We start from the raw sequence: 23120 nt of genomic DNA, 5'->3' as shown, positions 1-23120 counted from the left end.
CAATTAGATTAATACACAATAATAAGCAAAGGAGCTTTCTCATGGTTTTTCCGCGGCGGGTTTTTTAGCCACTGCATTTTTCTGTCGCTCCTCAATAATTTCGTTTACTCGGGTGTACAATTTGACGAAAGCGGCCGGATCTTTTACGTATGATCCATAGCTTTTGGCGACTTGGGTGGAATCAAAGCCCCGATTTTTTAACGTCTGTTTAGATAACTCGTGATAGAGAACTAAGGCTGTATCAGAATTACCTAGGTGCATATTTTGAATGATTGCTTCATCGATGTGGATATCTGCCAAAACCTGCGCCATCTCTTCCTGGTCTAATCGATTTTGTGTCGATTCATCTGTGCATGCGTTCACGACACATACTGTCAGGGCCAAGAAAAGCAAAAATAATCCCTTTTTCATCTTGTAAATATACCCGTAAATTAGAAAGCTTTTAGCTCATTTCATTCAGATTGGGTAAAAAATAGGTAATTTAGTCTCGTGGATATGGACATCAAAGCCTTCCTGACCCATGTAGTAAAGCTGGAAATTCGCATTCGAAAAGCGATTAACACGCAAATGCATGGAAATTTCTCCTCCGTCTTCAAAGGGTCGGGCTTAGAGTTTAGTGACCTACGCCAATACCATTATGGAGACGACGTGCGGCACATTGACTGGAACACCTCTTCTAAGGGACACGGCACCTTTGTGAAGCTCTTCAAAGAGGAAAAAGAACAAACCGTTTTCTTCTTGATTGATGTCAGTGCCTCAGGCAATGTAGGACGGCAAGGAAATAGTAAAATCAAGACCTTGAAAGAGGTAGCTGGGGTTTTGGCCTTTGCGGCTATTCAAGAGGCAAGTCACCTAGGTTTCGTCTGTTTCAGTGATAAAAACGAAAAATACATGCCCCCAGCCATGGGCAAAAAGCATGGATACAAAGTAATTTCTGAGCTTTTCAGAGTAGAACCTGAGAATACGGCGACGGATTTGAAAGCCGGATTAACCTTTGCCTTGCAGACTTTAAAACGCAAAAGCTTGTTGTTTGTGTTGTCTGATTTTATAGACGAGGGCTACGAAGATTTATTACGTGCAGCAGCTTTAAAGCACGACTTAGTTGTCTTGCATGCCCTGGATAAACAAGAAATTCAATTGCCCTCCATGGGCATCATTCCCATCTACGATCCTGAAAGAAAACGGACAACCTGGGTGAATACTTCCTTGAAATCATTCAAAAATTTACTGCAGCAACAGGTCAAAAACCGGGGGGTAGATTTGAAAGAACGGTGCAAGAAATGGCATGCAGATTACGTGGAATTACGTTCAGGCGAGGATTTCGTGCCGGCATTAGTCAAACTCTTTAATGCTAGACGCTAATGCAACAGACGCCATTCGTTATTAAGGGAAAATTTCAGGAAGATTCTACCGTGATCGGGCAGCCTGTCCACTATTCCTTGTATGTTCGGCACCCAAAAGACCAAGAAGTGTTTTTTCCTAAGGCAAATCAGAATTTTGGGGCATTTGAGACCGTTAAACGCGAGTTTTTTGCGACGAAAACGACAGCAGCGGGGTCAATGGATTCTGCGGTTTACACGCTGCGCCTATTTAATTTAGCGCCGGTCCAAAAACTACAAATACCCATCTACCTACAACAAGAGCCTGATTGTACGCTGATTTATCCCGTGGTGGATAGCATTTATTTGAAGCGATTATTGCCTCATCCAGAACAAATTGATTTAGATTCCTTATACCAAAGCATACCTATCCCGCCTTTAAGCCCTAAAACGGACTTGAAAAATGTGGTAGCCTTAGGCGTCAGTTTGTTGATATTGGCAGGATTGATTTACTGGATTTTTGGCAAAGCGATCACTAAGCTATTTAAGCGCTACTTATTGTGGCGCCGTCACCGAGAATTTAGACGCACATTCCAACGGTACGCGAGACAAGTGGCGGGAACACCGGTCGGTTTATCGAATTTAGAAAAGGCCTTTTCCGCTTGGAAGAAATACCTGGAGGAATTAACCTTATTGCCGTTTACCACGTTTACCTCAAAAGAGATGCTCGATAACTTAGCGGATGAGGCGATGGAGAAAGTCTTAAATGAGATGGATTCCGCGATCTATGGGGGTAATTTCTCGAAAAATACGGTAGAGTCCGTTCAGTATTTAGATGCGTTGGCATCCAATTTATATGACGTAGAACAAGGTAAGATCCAGAACAATGAAGTTTAATCCGCTCTATTCTTGGCAGCAAATACAAGATTTTTTCACATTCGAGTGGGAAAATGGCTTGTTTCTGTATGGATTGATCTGGCCTTTCATCGTCTATTTTATCAAGTATTTACGCCAACGTGGCAATCAGCCCCGCCTAGAAATTTCGCTTTCTATTCCGTTGAAACAGAATCGAATTTCGTTGCTGCTGAGTTATTTGCCCATGGCCATTCAGATTCTTTTCATCACTTCACTAATCTTAGTAGCAGCGGGACCCTACCGGGTCATCAAGCACCAAAAGAAGCAAGTCGAGGGAATCGACATTGCCTTAGCTTTGGACATATCTTCCTCCATGCAGACGCGCGACATTAGCCCCAGTCGCTTAGAGACCGCGAAAACGATGGGAAAAGCCTTTATCCGTCAGCGAAGTCATGATCCCATCGCTTTAGTCGCCTTTGCGGGTGCGCCTTATTTAGCCAGCCCCATTACGACAGATTCGGCTTTTTTATTACATCAGTTACAGCAATTCCAGACCAACCAAATTGTGGAAGAGGGGACAGCTTTAGGGGATGCTTTGGGGATGTGTATTAACCAAATCCGCGACTCCGAAAACCCGAAAAAAATCAGTATCCTGATTTCCGATGGGAATAATACAGCCGGAAATCTCGACCCCGTTACTTCCGCAGAATTAGCTAAGAACTTTAATATCAAAGTCTATACGATTGCCGTAGGTAGTCTTCAACCGAGCGTGGACCCCGTGGATGAAAGCACCTTGCGCGAAATTGCTACACTCACAAAAGGGAAATTTTTCCGGGCGACAAATGGTCAGGCTTTGCAACAGATTTTCCAAGAAATTGATAAAATGGAGGCCTCTGTGGTCAAAACGGTTACCTGGGAAGAACACATCTCCCTTTCTTACCTATTTGCAGAAATTGCGCTCATCCTTTTCTTTATTGGACTTTGGGTACGTTTTAGCTGGATAGGCAACTCATTAGAAGATTAATATGGTTTTATTTCCGCACGCGAAGATTAATATAGGCTTGTACATCACAAAGAAGCGCAAGGATGGGTTCCATGATTTGGAAACCTGTTTCTTTCCAGTACCTTGGACGGATGTATTAGAGATTACGCCATCGGACGAATTCAGTTTCAGCTCTTCCGGCCTAGAAATTTCTGGCGCCATTGAAGATAACTTGTGTTACAGAGCCTACGAATTGCTCCGCAAAGACCATCAAATGCCGCCGGTACACATTCACCTGCATAAAATCATTCCCATGGGAGCTGGTTTAGGGGGCGGATCATCAGATGCGGCGTTTACCTTATTGGGCTTGAGAGACTTATTTCAATTGCCCTTAACGAACGAGGATTTACAGCCTTACGCAGCGAAATTAGGCAGTGATTGTGCGTTTTTCTTGTCGAATAAAGCAGCTTTTGGAAAAGGTAAAGGGGATCAACTTAGCCCGATCGAAGCGAGTTTAAAAGGCAAGTTCCTGGTGTTATTATATCCAGCGGTAGGCATCTCCACCGCCCAAGCCTATGCGGGTGTGACACCTGCGAAAGCGCCAGTAGATTTGCGCAAAGCAATTCTGAAAACAGATTGGAAAGAAATGATTTCGAATGACTTCGAAAAGAGCATCTTCCCGCACTATCCTGTCTTGGGTTCTTTGAAAGAGGAGATGTATACCTTGGGCGCTAGCTATGCAGCGATGAGCGGATCAGGGTCTACCATTTTTGGGATTTTTGACAAAAAAATCGACCCACCTGCAGGATGGGCCGATTATACTGTTTGGAGCGGCTGGGTAGAAAAAGATTAGTCTTTCGCGAAGATCGCCTCTAAAGCTGAAGCCCCTTTTGTAACGACTTTACCCGCCGGTAATTCTTTCAATAATTTAATACCTGCGTAATCCGGCGTCGAACTGATAATCTCCACGGGCACTTGTGCTAGTGCGCCATTTGTCATTTCTACGTAGATGAATCCGCCTTTTCCTACGCGCGCTAAACCCGCTTGTGGTATACTAGGGATTTTTTGCGTGCCTACTTCGATGCGCGCACTCACGAATTGCCCTACCGTGAAATTCTTCTCGTCTACTTTGTTCTCAAAGTGTCCATGTACGGAAGTTGTCCGGGTGGTTAAATCCACTTGTGGGGCGATGAGGAAGATTTTGGCAACGGCTTTTTGGCCCTCTGATTCGAATTCGATGGTTTGACCGATTTTTAATTTGGCCAAATCCTTTTCAAACACTTTCAATTCCACATGTTTATCAGCCATTCCTACCACCTTAATTAAGACGTCAGACGGTGTTACGTATTTTCCGATGGCCAAAAATTGATCTTGGATATACCCATCAATCGGTGAGCGCAAAGTAAGAACAGAAGAAATGTTCCCTTTCGCCAGCGATCTCAAGTCACAGCCTAAGACCTCTAATTTCAACCCTAAAGCCTTAACCTGAGCATTTACATTTCCCAAATCCGCCTCCGACTGCTGCAATTTTTTCTTCGACCCCACTTCCTCGTTCGTCAAGACTTGCTGACGCGATTTCTCCGAACTCATAAAAGTCTGAGATGATAAGGCCTGCAAATACTCTTGTTGCATTTGGATGAAATCAAGCGAAGTCAAGGTGGCTAAAGCCTGGCCTTTTGACACTTTTTTGCCCGGAAGCAATTCATACGTCGTTTTCACGTAACCCGCAATCGGGATCGAGATGGATGCCAAAGACACCGGCGGCACATCGACTACCCCGGTGCATTTAATTTCCGTGGACATTTCGCGCTCTTCCAAAGCGCCCAATTCGATACCCGCATTCGTTTTCTGCTCTGCGGTTAATTTAATTTCGGTCACCGGCGCTTCCGTGGTGGCCTCCTCTTTTTTCGAGCAAGCAGCCAAGCTGAATACAAGGCATAACGCTGCTAATTTAACTATCTTATTCATTTCCAATGAGTGTTTGACGTGTGATAATCGCCTGGTTGTAGGCGTTGACTTCCAAAATATAACTTTCGCGAATCTGCCAAGCCTGCTGCGTGTTTTGCAACATTTCGACGTATTCAATTTCCCCTTGCTGGTACGATTTCAGCGCGGTTTTCTCTAATAAAGCAGCCTGTGGCAAGGCAGTGGCGGTATAATAAGCCAAACTCGCTCGGTATTTCGCGACCGCTGCCTCCGCATTCTTGTAGTCTGTTTGCAAGGCGGATTCGGCTTGAATTTTTTGGCTGACAAAAGCCTCCTCTTGTAATTTCGCAGAGGCAATCTTCGCTTTTTGACCTTTACCAAAAATCGGAATCGCCAGGCCGGCCTGCACAAAGTTTTGGCCTCCTACATTTTCAATACTCTGCGTCGTCACCCCGATTCTCAGATCCGGCTTCAAACGTTCTCTTTCTACCGCTGTGAGTAATTTACTGTGCTCCACCTGCTCTGCAAGCAATTCGATATTCGGGTTTTTGGACAAATCCAATCCGGCCACACCGGATTCCATGGTCAGCGATTCCGTTCCCTCTATCTCAAATTCACCCGGTTCATTAATCCAGTAAGCCAAATTTTGATAGGCCGTCTTTTGATCTGCTTCTAAGGACAAACGCTTCTGCTGAAACTCCCGCAAACGCGTTTCCGCCGCCATCAATTCTAGGCGATTCGTCTCGCCTTGTTGAAATTTAATCGTTGCCGCACGCTTCATTTGCGTGTACAAACTATCCTGAGAAGCTAGAAATTGTACATTTTTCTGCTGTGCCAAAATCTGGTAATAATAGAATTTCACACTCGAGGCGACTAAATTCTGCGTGATCTTCAAGCGCTTTTCGCTCATCACTTTCGCCGAAGTCAAGGACTTCACCTGCGCCTTTAAGAGCGTAGGCCACGGGATACTTTGGGAAGCCATCACCGTATAATCCTGACTGTAATACGTCTGCGTCTTTCCATATTGCGCATCCACCGTTCCTTTAGGCAATTCCTTTCCGGATTGGATGAAAGCCTCCGCGGTTTTTACGTCGGCCAAACCTGTGGCAAGGAGGGCGTTGCGTTGGGAGGCAAGGGAGAGGCAAGTCCGAAGGGAAAGAGTCCGAAGTCCGGAGGGAACTAGTCCGAGGTCCGAAGTCCGAAGTCCGGAGGAAGCTAGTCCGGAGTCCGAAGTCCGAAGTCCGGAGGAAACTAGTCCGGAGGCTATGCCTGAGAATGACATCAAGATAAATAAAACTATCATGCCTAGGCCTTTGGCCTTCAACTTCTGTTCTCTGCGACCCATCACGATTGAGTACACGACTGGGATAACGACCAGCGTTAAGAACGTCGCCGTAATCAAACCACCTATCACCACCGTCGCTAATGGACGCTGTACCTCCGCGCCCGGCGAGTGACTCAACGCCATGGGTAAGAAACCTAAAGAGGCCACAGCCGCGGTCATGATCACCGGTCTGAACCGCAATTCTAATCCTTTCTTCAATCGTTCTTCCACGCTTAAACCCTCGTCCGCTAATTGCTTAAAGAAAGAAAGCAACACGATTCCGTTCAATACAGCCACCCCGAAAAGTGCGATAAATCCGATACCCGCTGAAACCGAGAACGGCATCCCACGCAACCAAAGGGCAACCACACCTCCAATGGCTGATAAAGGAATCGCGAGGTAGATGATAGCTGCCTCGAGGAAACTTTGGAACGTAAAAAACAAGAGTACAAAAATCAACGCTAAGGCAATCGGTACTACTAGCGCCAAACGGGATTTCGCAGCCTGTAAATTCTCAAATGTTCCGCCATAGGTCACATAGTAACCCGCCGGCAACACAATTTTATCTTTCATGACTTTCTGAATATCTGCCACGACGCTTTCCACGTCACGACCACGCACGTTAATTCCGATGGTGATCCGGCGGTGCGTATTATCGCGAGAGATTTCCAAAGGCGCGTTTTCGTAACTCACATCTGCCACCTCTTGCAAGGGAATTTGCGAACCGGACGGCAAGTCGATGTAGAGTTCGCGCAGGTTTTGAATGTCTTGGCGATGTACCGAATCCATTCTAACCACGAGGTCAAAACGTTTCTCTCCCTCCATGACGATTCCGGCCGTTTCTCCCGCGAATGTCATCTTGATGGCAGCATTCACTTCGTTCACATTTAAACCGTATTGTGCCATCTTCACGCGGTTGTATTTCACCACTAATTGTGGAATACCATCGATTTGTTGGACTTTGATGTCGCCTACACCGTCGATTTGACGGATGTAACGAGACGCTTCGGTCGCGTGATCAAACAATTCTTGAAGATCTTCCCCAAAAATCTTCACCGCAATATCTGACTTCACACCCGCAATCAGTTCGTTAAAACGCATCTGAATCGGTTGGGTAAACTCGAAATTAACCTCTGGATAGACGTCTAATGCTGCATCCATTTTGGCTTCTAATTCCTCCATCGTCTCCGCATTTTTCCATTCTGATGGATCCTTAAGTTGGATGATTAAATCGCAGGAGTTGATCCCCATCGGGTCGGTTGGAATTTCGGAAGCGCCTATACGCGAAACGACTTGCTTGATCTCCGTAGGGAATTTCTTCAGTAACATCGCTTGAGCGGCGGTGTTGACTTTGATGCTTTGGGACAAAGAAGCATTCGTAGGCAATAGCGTTTCTACGGCAAAATCTCCCTCGTTTAACTCTGGAATAAACTCGCCGCCTAAAGTCATAAAGAGGGCAATACTAGCGCTAAATAAACCAAAAGCCCCGATCACCACCCACTTGCGTTGCTGTAAAGCCCAATTTATTATGGGCTGATATTTACCATACAAGAATCCCATAATGCGATCTGCAATCGTGATTTCGTGACTGATTTTCTTACTTAAAAACAAGGCAGACATCATGGGCACATACGTCAGCGAAAGAATCAAAGCACCTAAAATAGCAAAACTAACCGTTTGGGCCATCGGTCTAAACATCTTGCCTTCGATTCCACCTAAAGCCATAATAGGTAGGTAAACGATCAGGATGATGATGACGCCAAAGGCCGCGGAGCCAAAAATCGCTTTGGCAGAAATACCCACTTCTTCGTCCATCGCGTGCTGGCTCAATTCCTCGCCCTTTCGATGACTGTGGAGTCGATGTATAATGGACTCCACAATGATGACGGCGCCATCCACAATGAGGCCAAAGTCGATCGCTCCTAAACTCATCAGGTTCGCAGACACCCCGAAAATGTGCATCAACGCAAAGGCAAACAATAAACAGAGGGGAATCACCGAGGCTACGATCAAGCCGGCGCGCAGATTTCCCAGCAATAAAACCAAGATAAACACGACGATCAAACCTCCCTCGATCAAGTTCTTCTCCACCGTATTGATGGCACGACCGATCAACACACTGCGATCTAAATAAGGTACAATCTTAATTCCTTGCGGCAGAGTTTTACCGATGATTTCCATCTGCACTTTCACGTCCTGCACGACTTGGTTTGCGTTCGCTCCCTTTAAGAGCAACATCACGCCACCCACAGCCTCGCCCTCGCCGTTTCGAGTCATCGCCCCGTAACGGACCGCTTTCCCGAAACCTACTTTGGCCACATCTTTTACCAAAATCGGTAATCCGGCCTCCCCTCTTTGGGCGACAACCGTATTTTCAATGTCCTCTAACGAAGTCAACATCCCCTCTGAACGAATGAAATACGCATCCGTCCCTTTCTCTAAATAACTACCGCCAGAGTTCGAATTATTGATTTGAATCGCCTTAAACACCTCGTTCACGCTCACATTCATCGCGCGCAAACGCTCCGGATTGATCGCGACCTCGTATTGTTTTAGGTTTCCTCCAAAAGAGCTAACCTCCACCACACCTTTGATCCCTAAAAGCTGGCGTTTAATCAGCCAATCCTGGTAAGTCCGGAGATCCGCGAGTGAATATTGATCCTTAAAAGCGGGATCCACCTCTAAGGTGTATTGGAAAAATTCCCCTAAACCCGTCGTGATAGGCGCCATTTCTGGAACACCTGCTCCTTGTAAAAGGTAGGGTTCTGCTGCTTTTAGTTTCTCTGCGACTTGTTGCCGCGTCACTTCGGTGGCGACTTCATCTTCGAAAACGACCGTAATGATAGATAGTCCCATCCGTGAAACGGACCGAATATCTTTCACATTGGGGATGGTTCGCAAAGAAATCTCGAGCGGATAAGTGATAAATTTTTCGACCTCAGAGGTCGCCAGTGCCGGGGATTGCGTAATCACTTGCACCTGGTTCGACGTAATGTCTGGCAGGGCATCGATGGGCAATTTGCTCAGCGAATAGCCTCCCCAAAAAATTAGGCCTAGGACAAAAAGCCCTACAACTAATTTATTACGTATACTGAAACTGATAATGGAATTAATCATGATATTAAAATTAAGCTTTGACTAGAACGGCGCGCGCCGTATGCTGCAGGCGTAATTTTAAAACCGGGGAGGTGCGATTAGGACGCGCTCCATCGAGAAATGGTAGTTATTTTCGTAGAATTCTGAGCGGCGGCGCACTATGATGAGCGCAACAGCAGTCATGAAAAAGAGGGTGACTGCGGGTAAAACGAAGCCTAAAGCACCAGAAAAATCAAAACTAGGTAAACTCGGGTGTTGGGTCGTTTTTGCGTGCTTCGAATCAGCCGCATAATGCATCCAAAGAAAGTCCGCAAAACTGAAACCTGCCGGAGCCTGCTTCTGGTGATCTTGAAAATGCTTCACTAATTCATTCGCCTTGATAGCCTGTTCCATACCCACCTTAGGCAATAAGCCGCCGGCAAATAGGATGACAAAAAGAACGAAAGCAATGACATTTTTCATTCCCCAAATGTAACAAAAATTCGAATTTTTCACCCATATTTATGTTTTCATTTTAATTTAAGATGAAATGACGGCCTAAATCATGGATGAAATAAATCTTTTGTGGCATCAGCTCACTGATTCTGAAACCATTATCCGCTCTGGATTACTGGTAATTACCCTGATTGTTTTCGCTGAAAATGGCCTGTTTTTTGCCTTTTTCTTGCCAGGAGATTATTTATTGTTTTTGACGGGTGTTTTTGGGGGTACGGGCGTATTAAAAGAGCCTTTAAGCTCCCTTTTGTTGAGTATTTTTTTAGCCGCCATTATCGGATCGCTGGTGGGTTATTTAATCGGACGTTTTTTCGGAAAATCTCTGATGAATAGGCCAGACGGCTGGTTTTATAAGAAAAAACACTTGGAATCAACGCGGGAGTTTTTTGACAAATACGGCTTTATGGCACTGATTATTAGTCGCTTTTTACCTATTGTCCGGACCTTTACGCCTATTTTGGCGGGAATTACCCACCTGTCTTGGTACAAGTTTACCGTTTTAAACCTGGTAGGAGGCGCCCTTTGGGTGGGAATTTTAGTGACGGGTGGTTTTTATTTAGGCCAAAGTTTCCCTGGCATCATCGACTACGTACAATACATCATCTTATTCTTCTTTACTATTACCACATTTACGGTAGTTAAGGGATATCTGAAATTGAGAAAATGATCGAGCAATTTGGCTATGTGGCGGCATTTTTAGGCGCAGGAATTCTATTCCTAGGCTTGATCTTAACCCTCGCCCGCTTCATCCGTCCAAATCGCCCGAATGTAGAGAAAAACTCCACCTACGAATCCGGCGAAGCACCGGTAGGAAACGCAAATATCCGCTTCAATCCCCGCTTCTACGTGATTGCCCTACTCTTCGTTCTCTTCGAAATCGAATTGGTTTTTTTATTCCCCACGGCCACTTTATTGAAGAATAAAGAACTCTCCACGGCGGCACCAGAATTCCCGATGTATGCGGTCATCGAGATTTTATTATTCGTAGGAATCCTAGCCTTGGGCTTGGCGTTTGCTTGGGTAAAAGGGTATTTGAACTGGGAAAAACCAGAAACAGCCGCCGAGAAATTGAACATTCCTATCCCAGATAGCGTTTACGATAACATCAGGACAAAACATTCTTCCTCTAAATAATGGATCATAAAACGCATTCCTTTGCTTCGCTGAACGCTTTCTCTACACTGCTAACGGATTATTTAGCGGAGAAGCCGGCGTTGAAAGCGTTTTACAACAATGGTCCACGTCTGGAAAATTTCAAAGACCAAATTGCTTCTAAAAGCACATTCCCCGCGACTTCTCGCGCTGTGTTACAGACCGTTTTAAGCGAGCAATATGCCGCAATAGGCGCTGAAATGCCGGCGATAGATCTTCGCGATGAGAATACCTTTACGGTAACCACGGGACATCAGTTAAATATTTATACGGGTCCCCTTTATGTGATTTATAAGTTAGTTTCGACCATTAATCTGGCGCATGCGCTTCAAAAAGCTTATCCCGCTCAACGTTTTGTGCCGGTGTATTGGATGGCGACGGAGGACCACGATTTTGAGGAGATTAATCACTTCTTTGCTTTCGGGTCGAAATACGAGTGGAATACTTCCCAAAAAGGCGCTGTCGGTCGTTTTAACCTGAGCGATTTCCCCAAGATTCCATTTAGAAACGAGATTTTCGACAAAGCTTATTCGGAGGGTAAAACCCTTTCTGAAGCAGTTCGGATTTATATGCACGTGCTTTTCGGAGCTGAGGGACTCGTTTGTCTCGATGCAGATGATGCGCGATTGAAGTCGATTTTTGCTCCTATCATGGAGGCGGATTTGAAACAACAGGTGCACGAACCTATCGTGCGGGCGACGACTGAGAAATTAGAGGCCTTAGGCTACAAGACACAGGTTTCGGCGCGTCCGGTGAACCTATTTGAATTAACAGAAAATGATCGCGTACGTTTGGAAACGGGGGATTCGGTGGATATCACCCAAGCCAGCCCGAATGTGATCTTACGACCCTTGTACCAAGAAGTGATTTTGCCTAACCTAGCCTACATCGGTGGCCCGGCGGAGGTGGCGTATTGGTTGCAATTGAAAGGTATTTTCGATTTACACCAGGTTCCATACCCTATTTTATTACCGCGTAATTTTGCGATCGTGAAGACGCAGAAGCAGGCGGAGAAAGCGGAGAAACTCGGTTTGAGCTTAGCGGATTTGTTTAAAAATAAGCTGGCCTTGAGAAGGGATTTTGTGGCGGGACGCACGACGCATCAACTGGATACAGCCGGTGAAACGCAAGCCTTACAGCCTATTTTAGCAGAGTTAGCTGCACGCGCGAAAGCCATCGATCCAACCTTAGAAGCAAGCGTTCTCGCAGAGCAGGCACGCTGGTTGAAAGGCTTAGAGCGATTAGCGAAGAAATTAAAACGCGCAGAAGAACGTAATCAGGGGGATGAGGTGAGACAGGTTTTGGCACTAAAAGAAGCATTATTCCCTACGGGAGAATGGCAGGAGCGCCACACGAACTTCCTCGAATTCGCAAGCGACCACCCTGATTTTATACACGATTTACTACAGACATTCGATCCATTACACTTCGAATTCTACGAAATAACCCTATAATGCCCGAAAAACTGAGTCCGTCAGACTTCCTCGAAGCCGCAAAAACATACCCGGTGCTCGATGTACGATCGCCTGGCGAATATACGCGGGCACGGATTCCTGGAGCCATTTCCTTTCCTATTTTTGACGATGCCCAACGCGCGGCGGTGGGGACTTGCTATAAGCAAAAAGGCAAAGATCAAGCGATCGAATTAGGCTTAGAATTTGTGGGTCCACAACTGGCGAAATGGGTGAAAAAGGCCAAAAAACTAGCCGTCGACAACACCGTTCTCGTCCATTGCTGGCGCGGGGGAATGCGAAGTGGCAGTATGGCTTGGCTTTTTGAGACGGCCGGAATCAAGGTAAAGATCCTCGTGGGAGGCTATAAGGCCTATCGCAATGAGGTATTGGCCATTTTTGATCAACCCATTCCGTTCCGTGTTTTGGGTGGGAAGACGGGATCAGGGAAAACTGAAATCTTGCACGAATTAGTGAAAAGAGGACATCAGGTATTGGATTTAGAAGGGATTGCGCACCATCGTGGGTCGGCTTTTGGGCATTTAGGCCTAGCGGTGCAGCCCACGAGTGAGCATTTTGAGAATGAAGTTCACCGCGTTTTGTGCGGTTTTGATTATAGCCGTAAGATCTGGGTGGAGGATGAAAGTCGCCACATTGGTCAGGTATTTATGGGCGCACCGCTGTATAATCAACTTCGTGCGGCCCCTGTGGTGTTTTTAGACATCGAACCGGTGTACCGTTTGCCGCACTTAGTGAACGTATATGCGTCTTATCCGAAGGAGGATTTAGAAAAGGCTTTGGGCAAAATAAAGAAACGCTTAGGCCTGGACCGCTACGCCATCGCAATGGAAGCGTTAGAAGCCGGGGATTTCAGTTTAGTCGCGGAAATCACCCTGCATTACTACGACAAGGCCTATATGTATGGCCTTGAATTACGCGACGAATCCCAAATCACCCGCATCGAAGTCCGCACGCTGGACCCGATCGAACAAACCGAATTACTTTTAAGCCATGCTTCCTAAGGACTTTTTAGATAAAATAGTAGCACAACACCAGCAGACGCCCCCTTTCCCGGCGACGTCTGACATCAAGAAGTTGTTCACAAAAATCGTTTTGACACTTTTTCCGGAGCAAACGCGTAGGCATTTTAATACAAGAGATGAATTGAAGGCCGTGTGGGAAAGCATCGAAAATGGACTAGAAAGTCTGTTGTATTCGATGAAAGAACAGCTTTCGGAAGATCCTGCGGTCATTGCGCAGCGCTTTTTAGACCAAATTCCAGCCATCTACGACCTCTTGCAAACGGATGTGGAAGCGATGGTGGCAGGCGATCCGGCGGCGACCACTTCCTACGAAGTGATCCGTACCTATCCAGGCTTTTACGCTTTGGCCTTTTACCGCTTAGCGCATGGATTGCACCAGGAGAAAGTGCCGTTGATTCCGCGCATTCTAACAGAATATGCGCATTCCAAAACCGGTATCGACATCCACCCCGGCGCCAGCATCGGTCGCTATTTCTTTATGGACCACGGCACTGGAATCGTGATTGGGGAAACCACCGTCATAGGAGAGCGCGTCAAAATCTACCAAGGCGTCACCTTAGGAGCCCTTTCTGTCGATAAATCGATGGCCTCCACAAAGCGCCACCCGACTATCGAAGACGGCGTGGTTATCTACTCTGGAGCCACCATTTTAGGTGGGGAAACAATTGTAGGAAAAGACTCAATTATAGGCGGAAACGTATGGTTAACGCGCAGCATTGCCCCTAACACGAAGATTTACCACCAAGAAAACGTCAAAGTTATCCAAGATTAATATGAGCCAGCTATTAGATTTAATCGGAAATACGCCCTTAGTCGAATTATCGCGCTTGAACCCGAACCCGAACGTCAAGATTTTTGGGAAATTAGAGGGGAACAATCCAGGCGGATCTGTCAAAGACCGTGCCGCGAAAAATATGATCGAAGGCGCCATCCAGCGCGGGGAATTGAAAGCAGGGATGAAGCTCATCGAAGCGACCTCTGGTAACACGGGAATCTCGCTAGCGATGATTGCCCGTTTATATGACATCGAAATTGAATTAGCGATGCCGGCGAATTCTACGCGCGAACGCGTGTTGACGATGGAGGCTTTTGGCGCTACAGTGACCTTGACAGAAACCATCGAATCCGCCCGAGATTACGCCGTGGAAAAGGCTGCGAGAGGCGAATTCTTCCTGCTGAATCAATTCGAGAATCCAGATAATTATTTAGCTCATTACAAAACGACAGGACCCGAAATCTACCGCGACACGAAAGGCACCGTTACTCACTTCGTTAGTTCCATGGGCACCACGGGCACCATTATGGGCACATCGATGTACTTAAAGGAACAAAATCCAGCCATCCAAATCGTAGGCTGCCAGCCCACAGACGGCTCGAAAATCCCTGGCATCCGCCGCTGGCCTATCGAATACCGCCCTAAAATCTATGATCCCTCCCGCGTAGACCGCGTGATGGACATTTCGGAAGCAGATGCGACTGCGATGACACGTGCGCTCGCTAAAGTCGAAGGCGTCTTCGGTGGAATGAGCAGTGGTGGCGGCGTTTTGGCCAGCCTCCGCTTAGCGACTGAGTTAGAGGAAGGTGTGATCGTCTGCATCATTTGCGACCGTGGAGATCGCTATTTATCCAGCGGACTTTTCGGCGAATAAATCCCCGCTTCGCGAGATTTCTTTGTTTTTTTTAAGCCAAGATTGGGATTAAATAAAATTATACTTATTTTTGCACTCCCGATTAACGCGGGGAATTGAGGTGGATTAGCTCAGTTGGTAGAGCATCGGATTGAAAATCCGTGTGTCCCCGGTTCGAGTCCGGGATCTACCACTTCAATGAATAAAGACCCTAACAGCGATGTTAGGGTCTTTTGTTTTAAACAGCGTTTTAGTGTCTTTAAAGCGCGTTTGCCTGTTGAACAATAGCTTAAGAAAAAGTTAATTAAACGCCTCTATAATCCAAGATATGGGGCTGATATTAGGGATACCAACCCACTTAATGACTCAATCTGAGTGGGAAATTCTTTATACGATAAAATGAAGGGGTGTGATCATTTGCCCCATTTTTTATCTTTTGGGGAATAATCTAAAAAGTCACTCAATTACTTTAATATAGCATTTCATTAGGAATCTTTGCCAAAGGCAATACTTAGGCATATTAAAATTACAATCAAAAAACCTATCCAAAAAACAACAATATCACCATCTCCTCTGTCTTCTTTTTCACTTTTTTCAAGTGTTTGTAAATAAAGCATAACATTTCCATTTTCAATATGCCTTGGGTCCAATAATAATAAAGGCTTATTCTCAATACCTGAAAATTTCAAAACTAGGATGCCTTTAATGCAAAAATCATACTCCAATATTTTATAAGAAAAATCCGCATCAATTATTAGTCTACCAGAGCCTGCAATTTTCCAAGCCCCTTTCGAGTAATTTCCGTTTTTGGTTACTGAAACTCCCCCAAAGCGGTCAAACTCGTATTCTATTAAATCATTATCGCCATAAATTACCCAAACTTTATCTACTAAAGCCTCCTTTAATTCAGTCTTTTGTGCAAATTTCTTTAATCGAGGTATTAGGTTTTCTACTATTAAAGACATACAATGTCGTTTGATTATTTAACTTAGTATTTTGTGATCTTTCAATCTATTTGAGAGTTTGAGAATTTTTAATATTCTCACACATCTGCTCGCAATTTTCATAATTCACAAACTTAAATTCTTTAATACTTGCTAATTGATTTCCGGTACCTATGAATTTTCTCGGAGTTGGATTTTCATTTGAAGTATAATATAATTCGTAAATACCTTGATCGTTAGGTAAGATTGGAGTGTCCATTAAAAAATCATAGAGAGTAAATTGCGGGTCGAAGTAGATATTTGCGTACCCTTTATCCCTCGGGTCCCTTGTTAAATTTCTAGAACTTAAATTATTTTCTATCTCCGCTTCATTTGAATTAGACAATGTTTGTGCGTCATTTTGTTGCTGATTAGAATCTATAACTATATTTTCAACTACAGGTTGATTATTATCTACAATAATACTTTCGTTTCGAATTTTATTATTGGTGGAATTATTGCTTGAATTTGTGTCTTCTACACTAGGATTGTAGGTAAATATAAAGAGTAAAAATAATGCTATAATTATTAAGATAATGTAGCACCCCAAATTAGGGTTCTTATTAGGCGTTCCGCTATACGGATATTCGTGAGTACATTTTTTAGAACAAAAAACTTCCTGAGATTGATACAATTGTCCATCTTCCTCTACATTAATATGCCAAATCTGAGATTTGTCGCCTATATACCTTCCACACCAAGAACATTGACCCATAGCTAAATTGATACTAATTAACTTAATGGTAAATATAACAACTACTCTAATTGACTTCCATTTATTTAGTGCTAAATTTATTTAAAGTTGAATTTTTCAATCAAACCCACCCATTATTCAGCAAATATTCCAAGCACTGTTTATAGTGCTTTTTTGCATACGATCGACTATCTACTTCAAAGGGGTTTTGGTAGTAGACTAGTTTAGCGCTATAACGGTCATAACTGTCAATTGCCGGATCCGGTTTATGTTACATATAGTTGCGGACTTCGTGTAGGGTGGTTTTGACCAGTTGCTCTAACTTGATTTTGGGATGCACATACACTTCAATCGTATTTCTGTCACTTCGGTACCGACCCCGCACACTTTGATGTCGTCTATAAATTAGCTTGACTTTGGGATAATGCTTGATGGAGGTTTCTAACAGATGTGGTGCCGTCCATTTGACGACTTCATTAATTAGCCACGTGTACGGAACCTTGGGTTTAGCGGAATGTTAAGTACACCTCTAGACTTGCGCTGGCTGTTTTTGTAATCCTTGTGGAATTCATAGCATAGACCGCGCGCACAAAATAGGGTAAAGGAAACCGATAAGATGAGGAGTAGATCGTAGGGCATTAATTTGGATGACTATTGCTCAGATTTAACAAAAAACATATTATACGACTTCTGTGGATTTGCTTCTTTAAACGATAATTTTCTAAACCCATAATCATTAGTAATTAAAAGAGCCTCTTTGTATTCCCCGTCTGCGTTTTTAACGATATATGGATTCCTCTCGGTCCAATCTAAATACCTCGTATTAGAAAAATTACCTTTCATCCCATTTAGGTCAACCAAACTTTTAATTTCTGTTTCAAATACAAAACGCCAATTAGGGCCAATATTTACCAAAATTTCTTCGGCTTGTTTAATGGTTGCTATAAACTCCCTACTTAATTCGATTTTAGCAATTGTTCGACTGTTTGAAATAAGATCTTTTAAAAAAATTTCGGCCTTTTCTTTTTCTAACTTGGCGCGCATTAACTCCTCTTTTCTCAGATTTTCTTTGGCTAATTGTTCATTTCTTTCCCTATTTTTTCTTTCCTGTTCTTTTTCTTCTTCTCGCCTTTTTATTTTTTCTGCCTCCTCCCTTTTTTCTTTCGCAATTTTATCTTCTTCTTCTCGTTTTCTATCGAAAGCAATCTGCTCTAACCTACTTTTACTTCTGTACATTTCTCCATCTTCATAATCAAATCCTTTTACGAAGTAATTATCTTTCGCCACTTCCAAAATTAAATCATAATTCATTTTTTTAAGCTTAGCCTTAGGCAGAATATTTTGATATTTTTTCTTCCAAGTAAACGTCACTGAACTGTCAATTGGATTAATCTTATAGGTCCCACTAGCATAGGACCCGTCCACTGTATTCCAAGAATAATTACTGCTGAGGTTTACCCCATTGCGAATTAAATTAGGGTTATATTCTTGTTCAAATACTTGCTGCTGCATCCAACAATAATTGGCCTTTGTTTTAGCATCAACTGAAATTTCTAATATAAAACGGCCACTTTGGTACCCCCCAAGATACTTATCACTAAGTCCTATTCCACCATCTAACTCATATTGTCCCCTAATTAAATTAGTGACAATTTTTTTTGTTTCAATCGCTTTTTGTCCGTGTAAACTACTACTTAAAAGAGGTAAGATTAGGTTAATAATGAGAAGAGCCTTTTTCATTTATTGGGGATTGAATGATTAAAAATATAGCTTAAAGTTAGAAATAAAAATACTGAAATATGATGTTTAAAGCACGATTAAAATCGATAACCGTTAAATAAATGAATGCGTTTATTTAATGCTAAAAAAAATTAGATGTTGTAACTGCATCTTAGCAAAACACAAAAATTTTACTATTTTTAGGAGAAATTACCTCCTATGCGCAAATTCCTCCTAAACCTCATTGAAAAATTCGGCTACAAAGTCACCAAATTCGATCGCAAGGCCGCTGGGCCCTACGCGGATATTCAGGACAAAACCTTTTGGAGCTTTTATGAGAAATGCCAGCCCTACACGATGACTTCGGTAGAGCGGATGTTTGCGTTGTATCAGGCCACGAATTATGTGATTGATCAACATATTCCGGGGGATTTTGTGGAATGTGGTGTTTGGCGTGGTGGGTCGTCTTTGATGGTGGCACAGGTGTTAGCGCACCGCGGGGTGAGCGATCGCCACCTCTATTTATACGATACCTTTGAGGGAATGTCGGAACCTACGGCGGAAGATGTGGATTTTAGGGGCCAAAAAGCGGACCAAATGCTCGAGCAAACCCAGGATCAGAAGGAGACTTCGGTTTGGTGTTTGGCAAACTTAGACGACGTTAAATTAACGATGTCGAACAGCTCATTTCCTGCAGAAAATATCCATTACGTGGAGGGTAAAGTCGAAGACACGATTCCTGTCACAGTTCCCGCAGGCGCCATCGCCCTGTTACGTTTAGACACGGACTGGTACACTTCTACGAAGCACGAATTGATTCATTTATATCCATCTTTAAGCGAAAGCGGCGTTATGATCATCGACGATTATGGCCACTGGGAGGGCTGCCGCAAAGCGGTGGACGAGTATTTCGCAGAGCAAAAGACTTCGATTTTATTACAGAGAATTGACTACACGGGCCGTTTGGCGATAAAAAAATAAACCTATGCGCATCCTATTTTTAACCCTTTTGGCATTCAGCACATTCGCTCAACAGAAACCCATGCGATTGTGGTACGATAAGCCGGCGACGTATTTTGAAGAGGCGCTTGTGCTGGGAAATGGGAAGCAAGGGGCGACGGTTTTTGGCGGGACTAAGAGCGACAAAATCTTTTTGAATGACCTGACTTTGTGGTCTGGGGAGCCAATGGATCCCTATATGAACAAGGAGGCCTATAAAAATTTGCCGGCGGTTCGCGAGGCTTTGCGTCTTGAGAATTATAAGGCGGCGGATTCTTTGGTCCGTAAAATCCAAGGTAAATTCTCGGAGTCTTATGCGCCGCTGGGAACCTTATATGTCGATTTTAATCACGAGAATCCAACGGAATACCGCCGCGAATTGAATTTAGATAAGGCGGTTTCGACCGTGCATTACCACGCAGGAACGAACGAGATTCAGAAAGAATATTTCTTTTCGCATCCGGACAATGTGTTCGTCATTCACTTAACGAGTAAGGAGAAAAAGGGGTTGAATTTTACGGTTCAATTCAAGTCGCTGTTGAAATACGCAACGAAATCGACCATCAATCACTTGCACGCGAAAGGAACGGCGCCGGTGCGAGCTGATCCGAATTATGTGCGCAAGCAAGGGAATCCGATTATGTTCGATGATTCAAAAGGGACTCGTTTTGCAACCGATATTTTGATCCAGTCTGCGGATGGAAAAGTGCTGAGAACGGATTCGACCTTGCAGATGGTGGGCGGAACGGACGCGACGATTTTAGTGACGATGGCGACGAGCTTTAATGGCTTTGACAAGAGCCCGTCGAAAGAGGGTTTGAATGAGGATGAGCTTTCTGAGAAGCGTTTGCAGGCGGCCAGCTTTAAGGGTGCGGAGCAATTATTGGCGCGCCACTTAGCGGATTACCAGCCGTATTTCAAGCGCGTGAACTTGAGTTTGCCGGCGGATAATGCACCGGAATTGCCTACGGATGAGCGTTTAAGACGTTATGCCAAAGGCGAAAAGGACAACTACCTCGAAACCTTGTACTTCCAGTTTGGGCGGTATTTATTGATCTCGAGCTCGCGGACGCCGGGCGTTCCAGCGAACTTGCAAGGACTGTGGAATCCCCACATTCGACCACCATGGTCGAGTAATTATACGATGAACATTAATGCAGAAGAGAATTATTGGCTGGCAGAAAATACGAATTTGAGTGAGATGCACGCGCCGTTTTTGGGCTTCTTAGAGAACCTAGAAAAGACGGGACGGATTACGGCGAAGACGTTTTACGATGCGCCGGGTTGGGTGGTTCACCACAATTCGGATATTTGGGCGATGTCGAATCCAGTGGGAGATTTCGGTAACGGAGATCCAAGCTGGGCGAACTGGCCTATGGGCGCGACCTGGGCTTCGACCCACTTGTGGGAGCATTATCTGTTCACACAGGACAAGAAATTCTTAGAGGCGAAGGCCTATCCTTTGATGCGCGGTGCGGCGGAATTCTGCCTATATTGGTTAATTGAGGATAAAAATGGTCGCTTGATCACGTCTCCATCAACTTCACCAGAGAACAAATTCATCACGCCTACGGGCTACCAAGGAGCGACGGCCTACGGGGCGACAGCGGATTTGGCGATGATTCGCGAGTTGTTTTTGGACTTAATCGCAGCAGAAAAAGTCCTAAAAAAAGATGCGGCTTTCCAGGCGTCTTTAGAAAAGGCTTTGGCCCGTATACTTCCGTATCAAGTAGGTGCGAAAGGCAATCTGCAAGAATGGTATTTCGACTGGGAGGACACGGATCCGAAACACCGCCACCAATCTCATTTATACGGTTTATACCCGGGAACGCACGTGACGGTGGCAGAGACGCCAACCATCGCAGCGGCAGCTAAAAAGACCTTAGAGATCAAAGGAGACGAGACAACGGGCTGGTCTAAAGGCTGGAGAATTAACCTCTGGGCACGTCTGCGTGACGGAGATCATGCGTACAAAATGTACCGCGAACTCTTGAAATACGTAGAACCGGACGGCGTAAAAGTGGACTACGCTCGTGGCGGTGGCACTTATCCGAACTTGTTCGACGCACACCCTCCATTCCAGATCGATGGGAACTTTGGTGGCTCAGCGGCAGTGGCAGAGATGCTCGTTCAATCAACTCCAGAATTAATCGAAACTCTTCCGGCTTTACCGGCGGCTTGGGCTTCTGATGGAGCAGTATCTGGCTTAAAAACGCGTGGCGGATTCGAGGTTTCGATGAGCTGGAAAGACGGCAAAGTGACGTCTCTACACCTGAAAGGACTGAAAGGAAGCACGGCGAAAGTAAAGGTGAATGGCGAGATTAAAAGTTTGTTGATAAAAACGGGAGAAGTTCACGTTTTGTGAAGTTTTAGTGGTAAGTTTGTGAAGGATTAGTGCTAGGTTTGTTTTTAGCGAAAACACCTAACCACCATGAAAGTCCATACACCATAAGCAGCTACTAATCCCATGAATTCTTCCCTGAAATACCGCGTCATTGACTCAGATACTCAATACAAAAGCTATTGCGATATGCTCGAAAAACTCGTCTTTAGCACTCACATTACCCCGGCCATTCAAGATGAGATTAATCTCTTGACCTTGCTGATCGAGACCTACGATAAACAAAACAGTACATTTCGTAACCTAGATCCTGTTCAATTATTGAAATCCTTACTGGCTGAACACCGCATGAAAGCGGCGGATCTAGCTCGTAAACTGCAAGTCAGCGAGGGTTTGATTTCTGATATCTTGAAATACAAAAAAGGGATGTCTAAAAAGACCATTCGTGGGATTGCGGAACTATTTAAGATGCAGCAAGAGGCTTTTAACAGACCTTATGCCACTTTCGCGACCAGCGAACTCACCCAATCCTGATACAATTCTGTTTCGATCTGAACGGCCACGGCAGCGTGCTGTTCCCAGTCTGGCCAAGTAGCTTTTAATTGCGAAATCATCTCTTCCAAGTGCCCCTCTTCTTCCACGATGATGGATTTCACTTGGACTTTTGATTTTGTCTCGGTCAGGATTTGCTGGTAAATCGGATATAATTCATCTGCGCGCAATTCAATGGCGTAGGTCACTAATAAATAGGCCGCCCATTTTACGTCGTAGCCGGTAAGGCCTAGTTTTTTCTTCGCATATTGGCTAACGCGCAGGTCTAACATGTCTAGATAAAATCGGGAAGAGCGTGGATTAATCAAGAACGAATCGTCATAGGTTTCGAAGCCGGACGGAACTAATTTGCTGATTTGCTTCTTGAGATAGTAGGCGTGGCGGTGTTCTTCTGCGGCGTGTTTTAGGATGATTAGGCTGACCTCTTTTTTGTGCTCAAACTTGGAAATTTTTCGCGCACCGGAATTTTCCATAAAGGAAAGCGTGTTCAAAAAACGGGCATGGGATTCAGGATTCGCCACTAGAGCGGCGATAGTATTAGCGGTGTTCATGATTGACTTA

The 23120-nt window shown here is 44.7% G+C and carries 21 protein-coding genes and 1 tRNA gene; 14 read left to right on the top strand and 8 right to left on the bottom strand.

Annotated elements, in window-relative coordinates; translation table 11 throughout:
* Positions 1-39: 39 nt before the first annotated feature.
* Positions 40-411 (bottom strand): DUF4296 domain-containing protein, encoded by a 372-nt coding sequence (locus tag SKC37_RS08430; RefSeq protein ID WP_377981058.1) that lies wholly within the window; start codon positions 409-411, stop codon positions 40-42.
* An 84-nt stretch (positions 412-495) separates the two neighbouring features.
* On the opposite strand from SKC37_RS08430, the gene SKC37_RS08425 reads away from it, so the two are divergent.
* From SKC37_RS08425 to ispE, 4 genes are read left to right on the top strand one after another with little or no spacing between them, the layout of a single operon-like run.
* Entirely contained in the window at positions 496-1362 is an 867-nt protein-coding gene (locus SKC37_RS08425) for a DUF58 domain-containing protein (RefSeq protein ID WP_377981057.1), read from the top strand.
* Positions 1362-2216 (top strand): DUF3108 domain-containing protein, encoded by an 855-nt coding sequence (locus tag SKC37_RS08420; protein WP_377981056.1) that lies wholly within the window; start codon positions 1362-1364, stop codon positions 2214-2216. The genes SKC37_RS08425 and SKC37_RS08420 overlap by 1 nt, the downstream gene beginning before the upstream one ends.
* Positions 2206-3198, top strand: a complete 993-nt coding sequence (locus tag SKC37_RS08415; protein ID WP_377981055.1) for a VWA domain-containing protein — start codon at positions 2206-2208, stop codon at positions 3196-3198. The genes SKC37_RS08420 and SKC37_RS08415 overlap by 11 nt, the downstream gene beginning before the upstream one ends.
* A 1-nt stretch (position 3199) precedes the next feature.
* Complete coding sequence (gene ispE / locus SKC37_RS08410) at positions 3200-4009, top strand: 4-(cytidine 5'-diphospho)-2-C-methyl-D-erythritol kinase (protein ID WP_377981054.1); 810 nt, start codon at positions 3200-3202, stop codon at positions 4007-4009.
* Here the strand turns inward: ispE and SKC37_RS08405 are convergent.
* Genes SKC37_RS08405 through SKC37_RS08395 form a run of 3 tightly spaced genes read right to left on the bottom strand, consistent with a single transcriptional unit; the run spans position 4006 to position 9964 of the window.
* Positions 4006-5124: an efflux RND transporter periplasmic adaptor subunit gene (locus SKC37_RS08405; RefSeq protein ID WP_377981053.1), complete on the bottom strand. Its 1119-nt coding sequence runs from the start codon at positions 5122-5124 to the stop codon at positions 4006-4008. The two genes, ispE and SKC37_RS08405, sit on opposite strands and share 4 nt — an antisense overlap.
* Entirely contained in the window at positions 5117-9523 is a 4407-nt protein-coding gene (locus SKC37_RS08400) for a CusA/CzcA family heavy metal efflux RND transporter (RefSeq protein WP_377981052.1), read from the bottom strand. The genes SKC37_RS08405 and SKC37_RS08400 overlap by 8 nt, the downstream gene beginning before the upstream one ends.
* A 57-nt stretch (positions 9524-9580) precedes the next feature.
* The gene (locus tag SKC37_RS08395; protein ID WP_377981051.1) at positions 9581-9964 is read right to left on the bottom strand and encodes a hypothetical protein; all 384 of its coding nucleotides are present in this window, start codon (positions 9962-9964) and stop codon (positions 9581-9583) included.
* A gap of 82 nt (positions 9965-10046) precedes the next feature.
* Here SKC37_RS08395 and SKC37_RS08390 point away from each other — a divergent pair, with 82 nt between their 5' ends.
* The 7 genes from SKC37_RS08390 to SKC37_RS08360 all read left to right on the top strand — a co-directional run bounded on the left by SKC37_RS08390 (position 10047) and on the right by SKC37_RS08360 (position 15464).
* Positions 10047-10664 carry a DedA family protein gene (locus SKC37_RS08390; protein WP_377981050.1) on the top strand — a complete coding sequence of 206 codons (618 nt, stop codon included), beginning with the start codon at positions 10047-10049 and terminating at the stop codon, positions 10662-10664.
* On the top strand, positions 10661-11131 hold the full coding sequence (locus tag SKC37_RS08385) for an NADH-quinone oxidoreductase subunit A (protein ID WP_377981049.1): 471 nt from the start codon (positions 10661-10663) through the stop codon (positions 11129-11131). Before SKC37_RS08390 ends, SKC37_RS08385 begins: the two co-directional genes overlap by 4 nt.
* A complete protein-coding gene (locus SKC37_RS08380) occupies positions 11131-12603 on the top strand; it encodes a bacillithiol biosynthesis cysteine-adding enzyme BshC (RefSeq protein ID WP_377981048.1) in 1473 nt (490 codons plus the stop codon). Before SKC37_RS08385 ends, SKC37_RS08380 begins: the two co-directional genes overlap by 1 nt.
* The gene (gene mnmH, locus SKC37_RS08375) at positions 12603-13622 is read left to right on the top strand and encodes a tRNA 2-selenouridine(34) synthase MnmH (RefSeq protein ID WP_377981047.1); all 1020 of its coding nucleotides are present in this window, start codon (positions 12603-12605) and stop codon (positions 13620-13622) included. The genes SKC37_RS08380 and mnmH overlap by 1 nt, the downstream gene beginning before the upstream one ends.
* Positions 13612-14415 (top strand): serine O-acetyltransferase, encoded by an 804-nt coding sequence (locus SKC37_RS08370; RefSeq protein WP_377981046.1) that lies wholly within the window; start codon positions 13612-13614, stop codon positions 14413-14415. Before mnmH ends, SKC37_RS08370 begins: the two co-directional genes overlap by 11 nt.
* A gap of 1 nt (position 14416) precedes the next feature.
* The gene (gene cysM, locus SKC37_RS08365; protein WP_377981045.1) at positions 14417-15292 is read left to right on the top strand and encodes a cysteine synthase CysM; all 876 of its coding nucleotides are present in this window, start codon (positions 14417-14419) and stop codon (positions 15290-15292) included.
* A 99-nt stretch (positions 15293-15391) separates the two neighbouring features.
* Positions 15392-15464: transfer RNA gene (locus SKC37_RS08360), tRNA-Phe, on the top strand.
* A 292-nt stretch (positions 15465-15756) separates the two neighbouring features.
* Here SKC37_RS08360 and SKC37_RS08355 read toward each other — a convergent pair.
* From SKC37_RS08355 to SKC37_RS08345, 3 genes are all read right to left on the bottom strand, one after another.
* Complete coding sequence (locus tag SKC37_RS08355; protein WP_377981044.1) at positions 15757-16236, bottom strand: hypothetical protein; 480 nt, start codon at positions 16234-16236, stop codon at positions 15757-15759.
* Positions 16237-16282: 46 nt separating this feature from the next.
* Positions 16283-16969 (bottom strand): hypothetical protein, encoded by a 687-nt coding sequence (locus tag SKC37_RS08350; protein WP_377981043.1) that lies wholly within the window; start codon positions 16967-16969, stop codon positions 16283-16285.
* 630 nt (positions 16970-17599) lie between these two features.
* Positions 17600-18688 carry a hypothetical protein gene (locus SKC37_RS08345; RefSeq protein WP_377981042.1) on the bottom strand — a complete coding sequence of 363 codons (1089 nt, stop codon included), beginning with the start codon at positions 18686-18688 and terminating at the stop codon, positions 17600-17602.
* A 198-nt stretch (positions 18689-18886) separates the two neighbouring features.
* Here SKC37_RS08345 and SKC37_RS08340 point away from each other — a divergent pair, with 198 nt between their 5' ends.
* The 3 genes from SKC37_RS08340 (at position 18887) to SKC37_RS08330 (ending at position 22541) form a co-directional block, all read left to right on the top strand.
* Positions 18887-19648, top strand: a complete 762-nt coding sequence (locus SKC37_RS08340) for a TylF/MycF/NovP-related O-methyltransferase (protein ID WP_377981041.1) — start codon at positions 18887-18889, stop codon at positions 19646-19648.
* Positions 19649-19652: 4 nt separating this feature from the next.
* The gene (locus tag SKC37_RS08335) at positions 19653-22031 is read left to right on the top strand and encodes a glycoside hydrolase family 95 protein (protein ID WP_377981040.1); all 2379 of its coding nucleotides are present in this window, start codon (positions 19653-19655) and stop codon (positions 22029-22031) included.
* A gap of 102 nt (positions 22032-22133) precedes the next feature.
* Positions 22134-22541, top strand: coding sequence for a helix-turn-helix domain-containing protein (locus tag SKC37_RS08330; protein ID WP_377981039.1), 408 nt, complete (start codon positions 22134-22136; stop codon positions 22539-22541).
* On the opposite strand, the gene SKC37_RS08325 is transcribed toward SKC37_RS08330, so the two are convergent.
* The gene (locus SKC37_RS08325) at positions 22502-23110 is read right to left on the bottom strand and encodes a hypothetical protein (RefSeq protein WP_377981038.1); all 609 of its coding nucleotides are present in this window, start codon (positions 23108-23110) and stop codon (positions 22502-22504) included. The two genes, SKC37_RS08330 and SKC37_RS08325, sit on opposite strands and share 40 nt — an antisense overlap.
* Positions 23111-23120: the final 10 nt, after the last annotated feature.

The organism is Aquirufa esocilacus, assembly GCF_042715595.1.
Classification (GTDB): Bacteria; Bacteroidota; Bacteroidia; order Cytophagales; family Spirosomataceae; genus Aquirufa; species Aquirufa esocilacus.
This window is presented reverse-complemented; position numbering and strand designations above follow the sequence as displayed.

Bases quoted from the DNA above. Each gene is read 5' to 3' on its own strand.
- SKC37_RS08340 (WP_377981041.1), top strand. From the start codon at position 18,887: ATGCGCAAATTCCTCCTAAACCTCATTGAAAAATTCGGCTACAAAGTC.
- SKC37_RS08400 (WP_377981052.1), bottom strand. From the start codon at position 9,523: ATGATTAATTCCATTATCAGTTTCAGTATACGTAATAAATTAGTTGTA.
- SKC37_RS08330 (WP_377981039.1), top strand. From the start codon at position 22,134: ATGAATTCTTCCCTGAAATACCGCGTCATTGACTCAGATACTCAATAC.
- SKC37_RS08355 (WP_377981044.1), bottom strand. From the start codon at position 16,236: ATGTCTTTAATAGTAGAAAACCTAATACCTCGATTAAAGAAATTTGCA.
- SKC37_RS08405 (WP_377981053.1), bottom strand. From the start codon at position 5,124: ATGAATAAGATAGTTAAATTAGCAGCGTTATGCCTTGTATTCAGCTTG.
- cysM (WP_377981045.1), top strand. From the start codon at position 14,417: ATGAGCCAGCTATTAGATTTAATCGGAAATACGCCCTTAGTCGAATTA.
- SKC37_RS08395 (WP_377981051.1), bottom strand. From the start codon at position 9,964: ATGAAAAATGTCATTGCTTTCGTTCTTTTTGTCATCCTATTTGCCGGC.
- SKC37_RS08385 (WP_377981049.1), top strand. From the start codon at position 10,661: ATGATCGAGCAATTTGGCTATGTGGCGGCATTTTTAGGCGCAGGAATT.
- SKC37_RS08350 (WP_377981043.1), bottom strand. From the start codon at position 16,969: ATGGGTCAATGTTCTTGGTGTGGAAGGTATATAGGCGACAAATCTCAG.
- SKC37_RS08370 (WP_377981046.1), top strand. From the start codon at position 13,612: ATGCTTCCTAAGGACTTTTTAGATAAAATAGTAGCACAACACCAGCAG.
- SKC37_RS08335 (WP_377981040.1), top strand. From the start codon at position 19,653: ATGCGCATCCTATTTTTAACCCTTTTGGCATTCAGCACATTCGCTCAA.
- SKC37_RS08425 (WP_377981057.1), top strand. From the start codon at position 496: ATGGACATCAAAGCCTTCCTGACCCATGTAGTAAAGCTGGAAATTCGC.
- SKC37_RS08430 (WP_377981058.1), bottom strand. From the start codon at position 411: ATGAAAAAGGGATTATTTTTGCTTTTCTTGGCCCTGACAGTATGTGTC.
- SKC37_RS08420 (WP_377981056.1), top strand. From the start codon at position 1,362: ATGCAACAGACGCCATTCGTTATTAAGGGAAAATTTCAGGAAGATTCT.
- SKC37_RS08325 (WP_377981038.1), bottom strand. From the start codon at position 23,110: ATGAACACCGCTAATACTATCGCCGCTCTAGTGGCGAATCCTGAATCC.
- SKC37_RS08345 (WP_377981042.1), bottom strand. From the start codon at position 18,688: ATGAAAAAGGCTCTTCTCATTATTAACCTAATCTTACCTCTTTTAAGT.
- SKC37_RS08380 (WP_377981048.1), top strand. From the start codon at position 11,131: ATGGATCATAAAACGCATTCCTTTGCTTCGCTGAACGCTTTCTCTACA.
- SKC37_RS08415 (WP_377981055.1), top strand. From the start codon at position 2,206: ATGAAGTTTAATCCGCTCTATTCTTGGCAGCAAATACAAGATTTTTTC.
- mnmH (WP_377981047.1), top strand. From the start codon at position 12,603: ATGCCCGAAAAACTGAGTCCGTCAGACTTCCTCGAAGCCGCAAAAACA.
- ispE (WP_377981054.1), top strand. From the start codon at position 3,200: ATGGTTTTATTTCCGCACGCGAAGATTAATATAGGCTTGTACATCACA.
- SKC37_RS08390 (WP_377981050.1), top strand. From the start codon at position 10,047: ATGGATGAAATAAATCTTTTGTGGCATCAGCTCACTGATTCTGAAACC.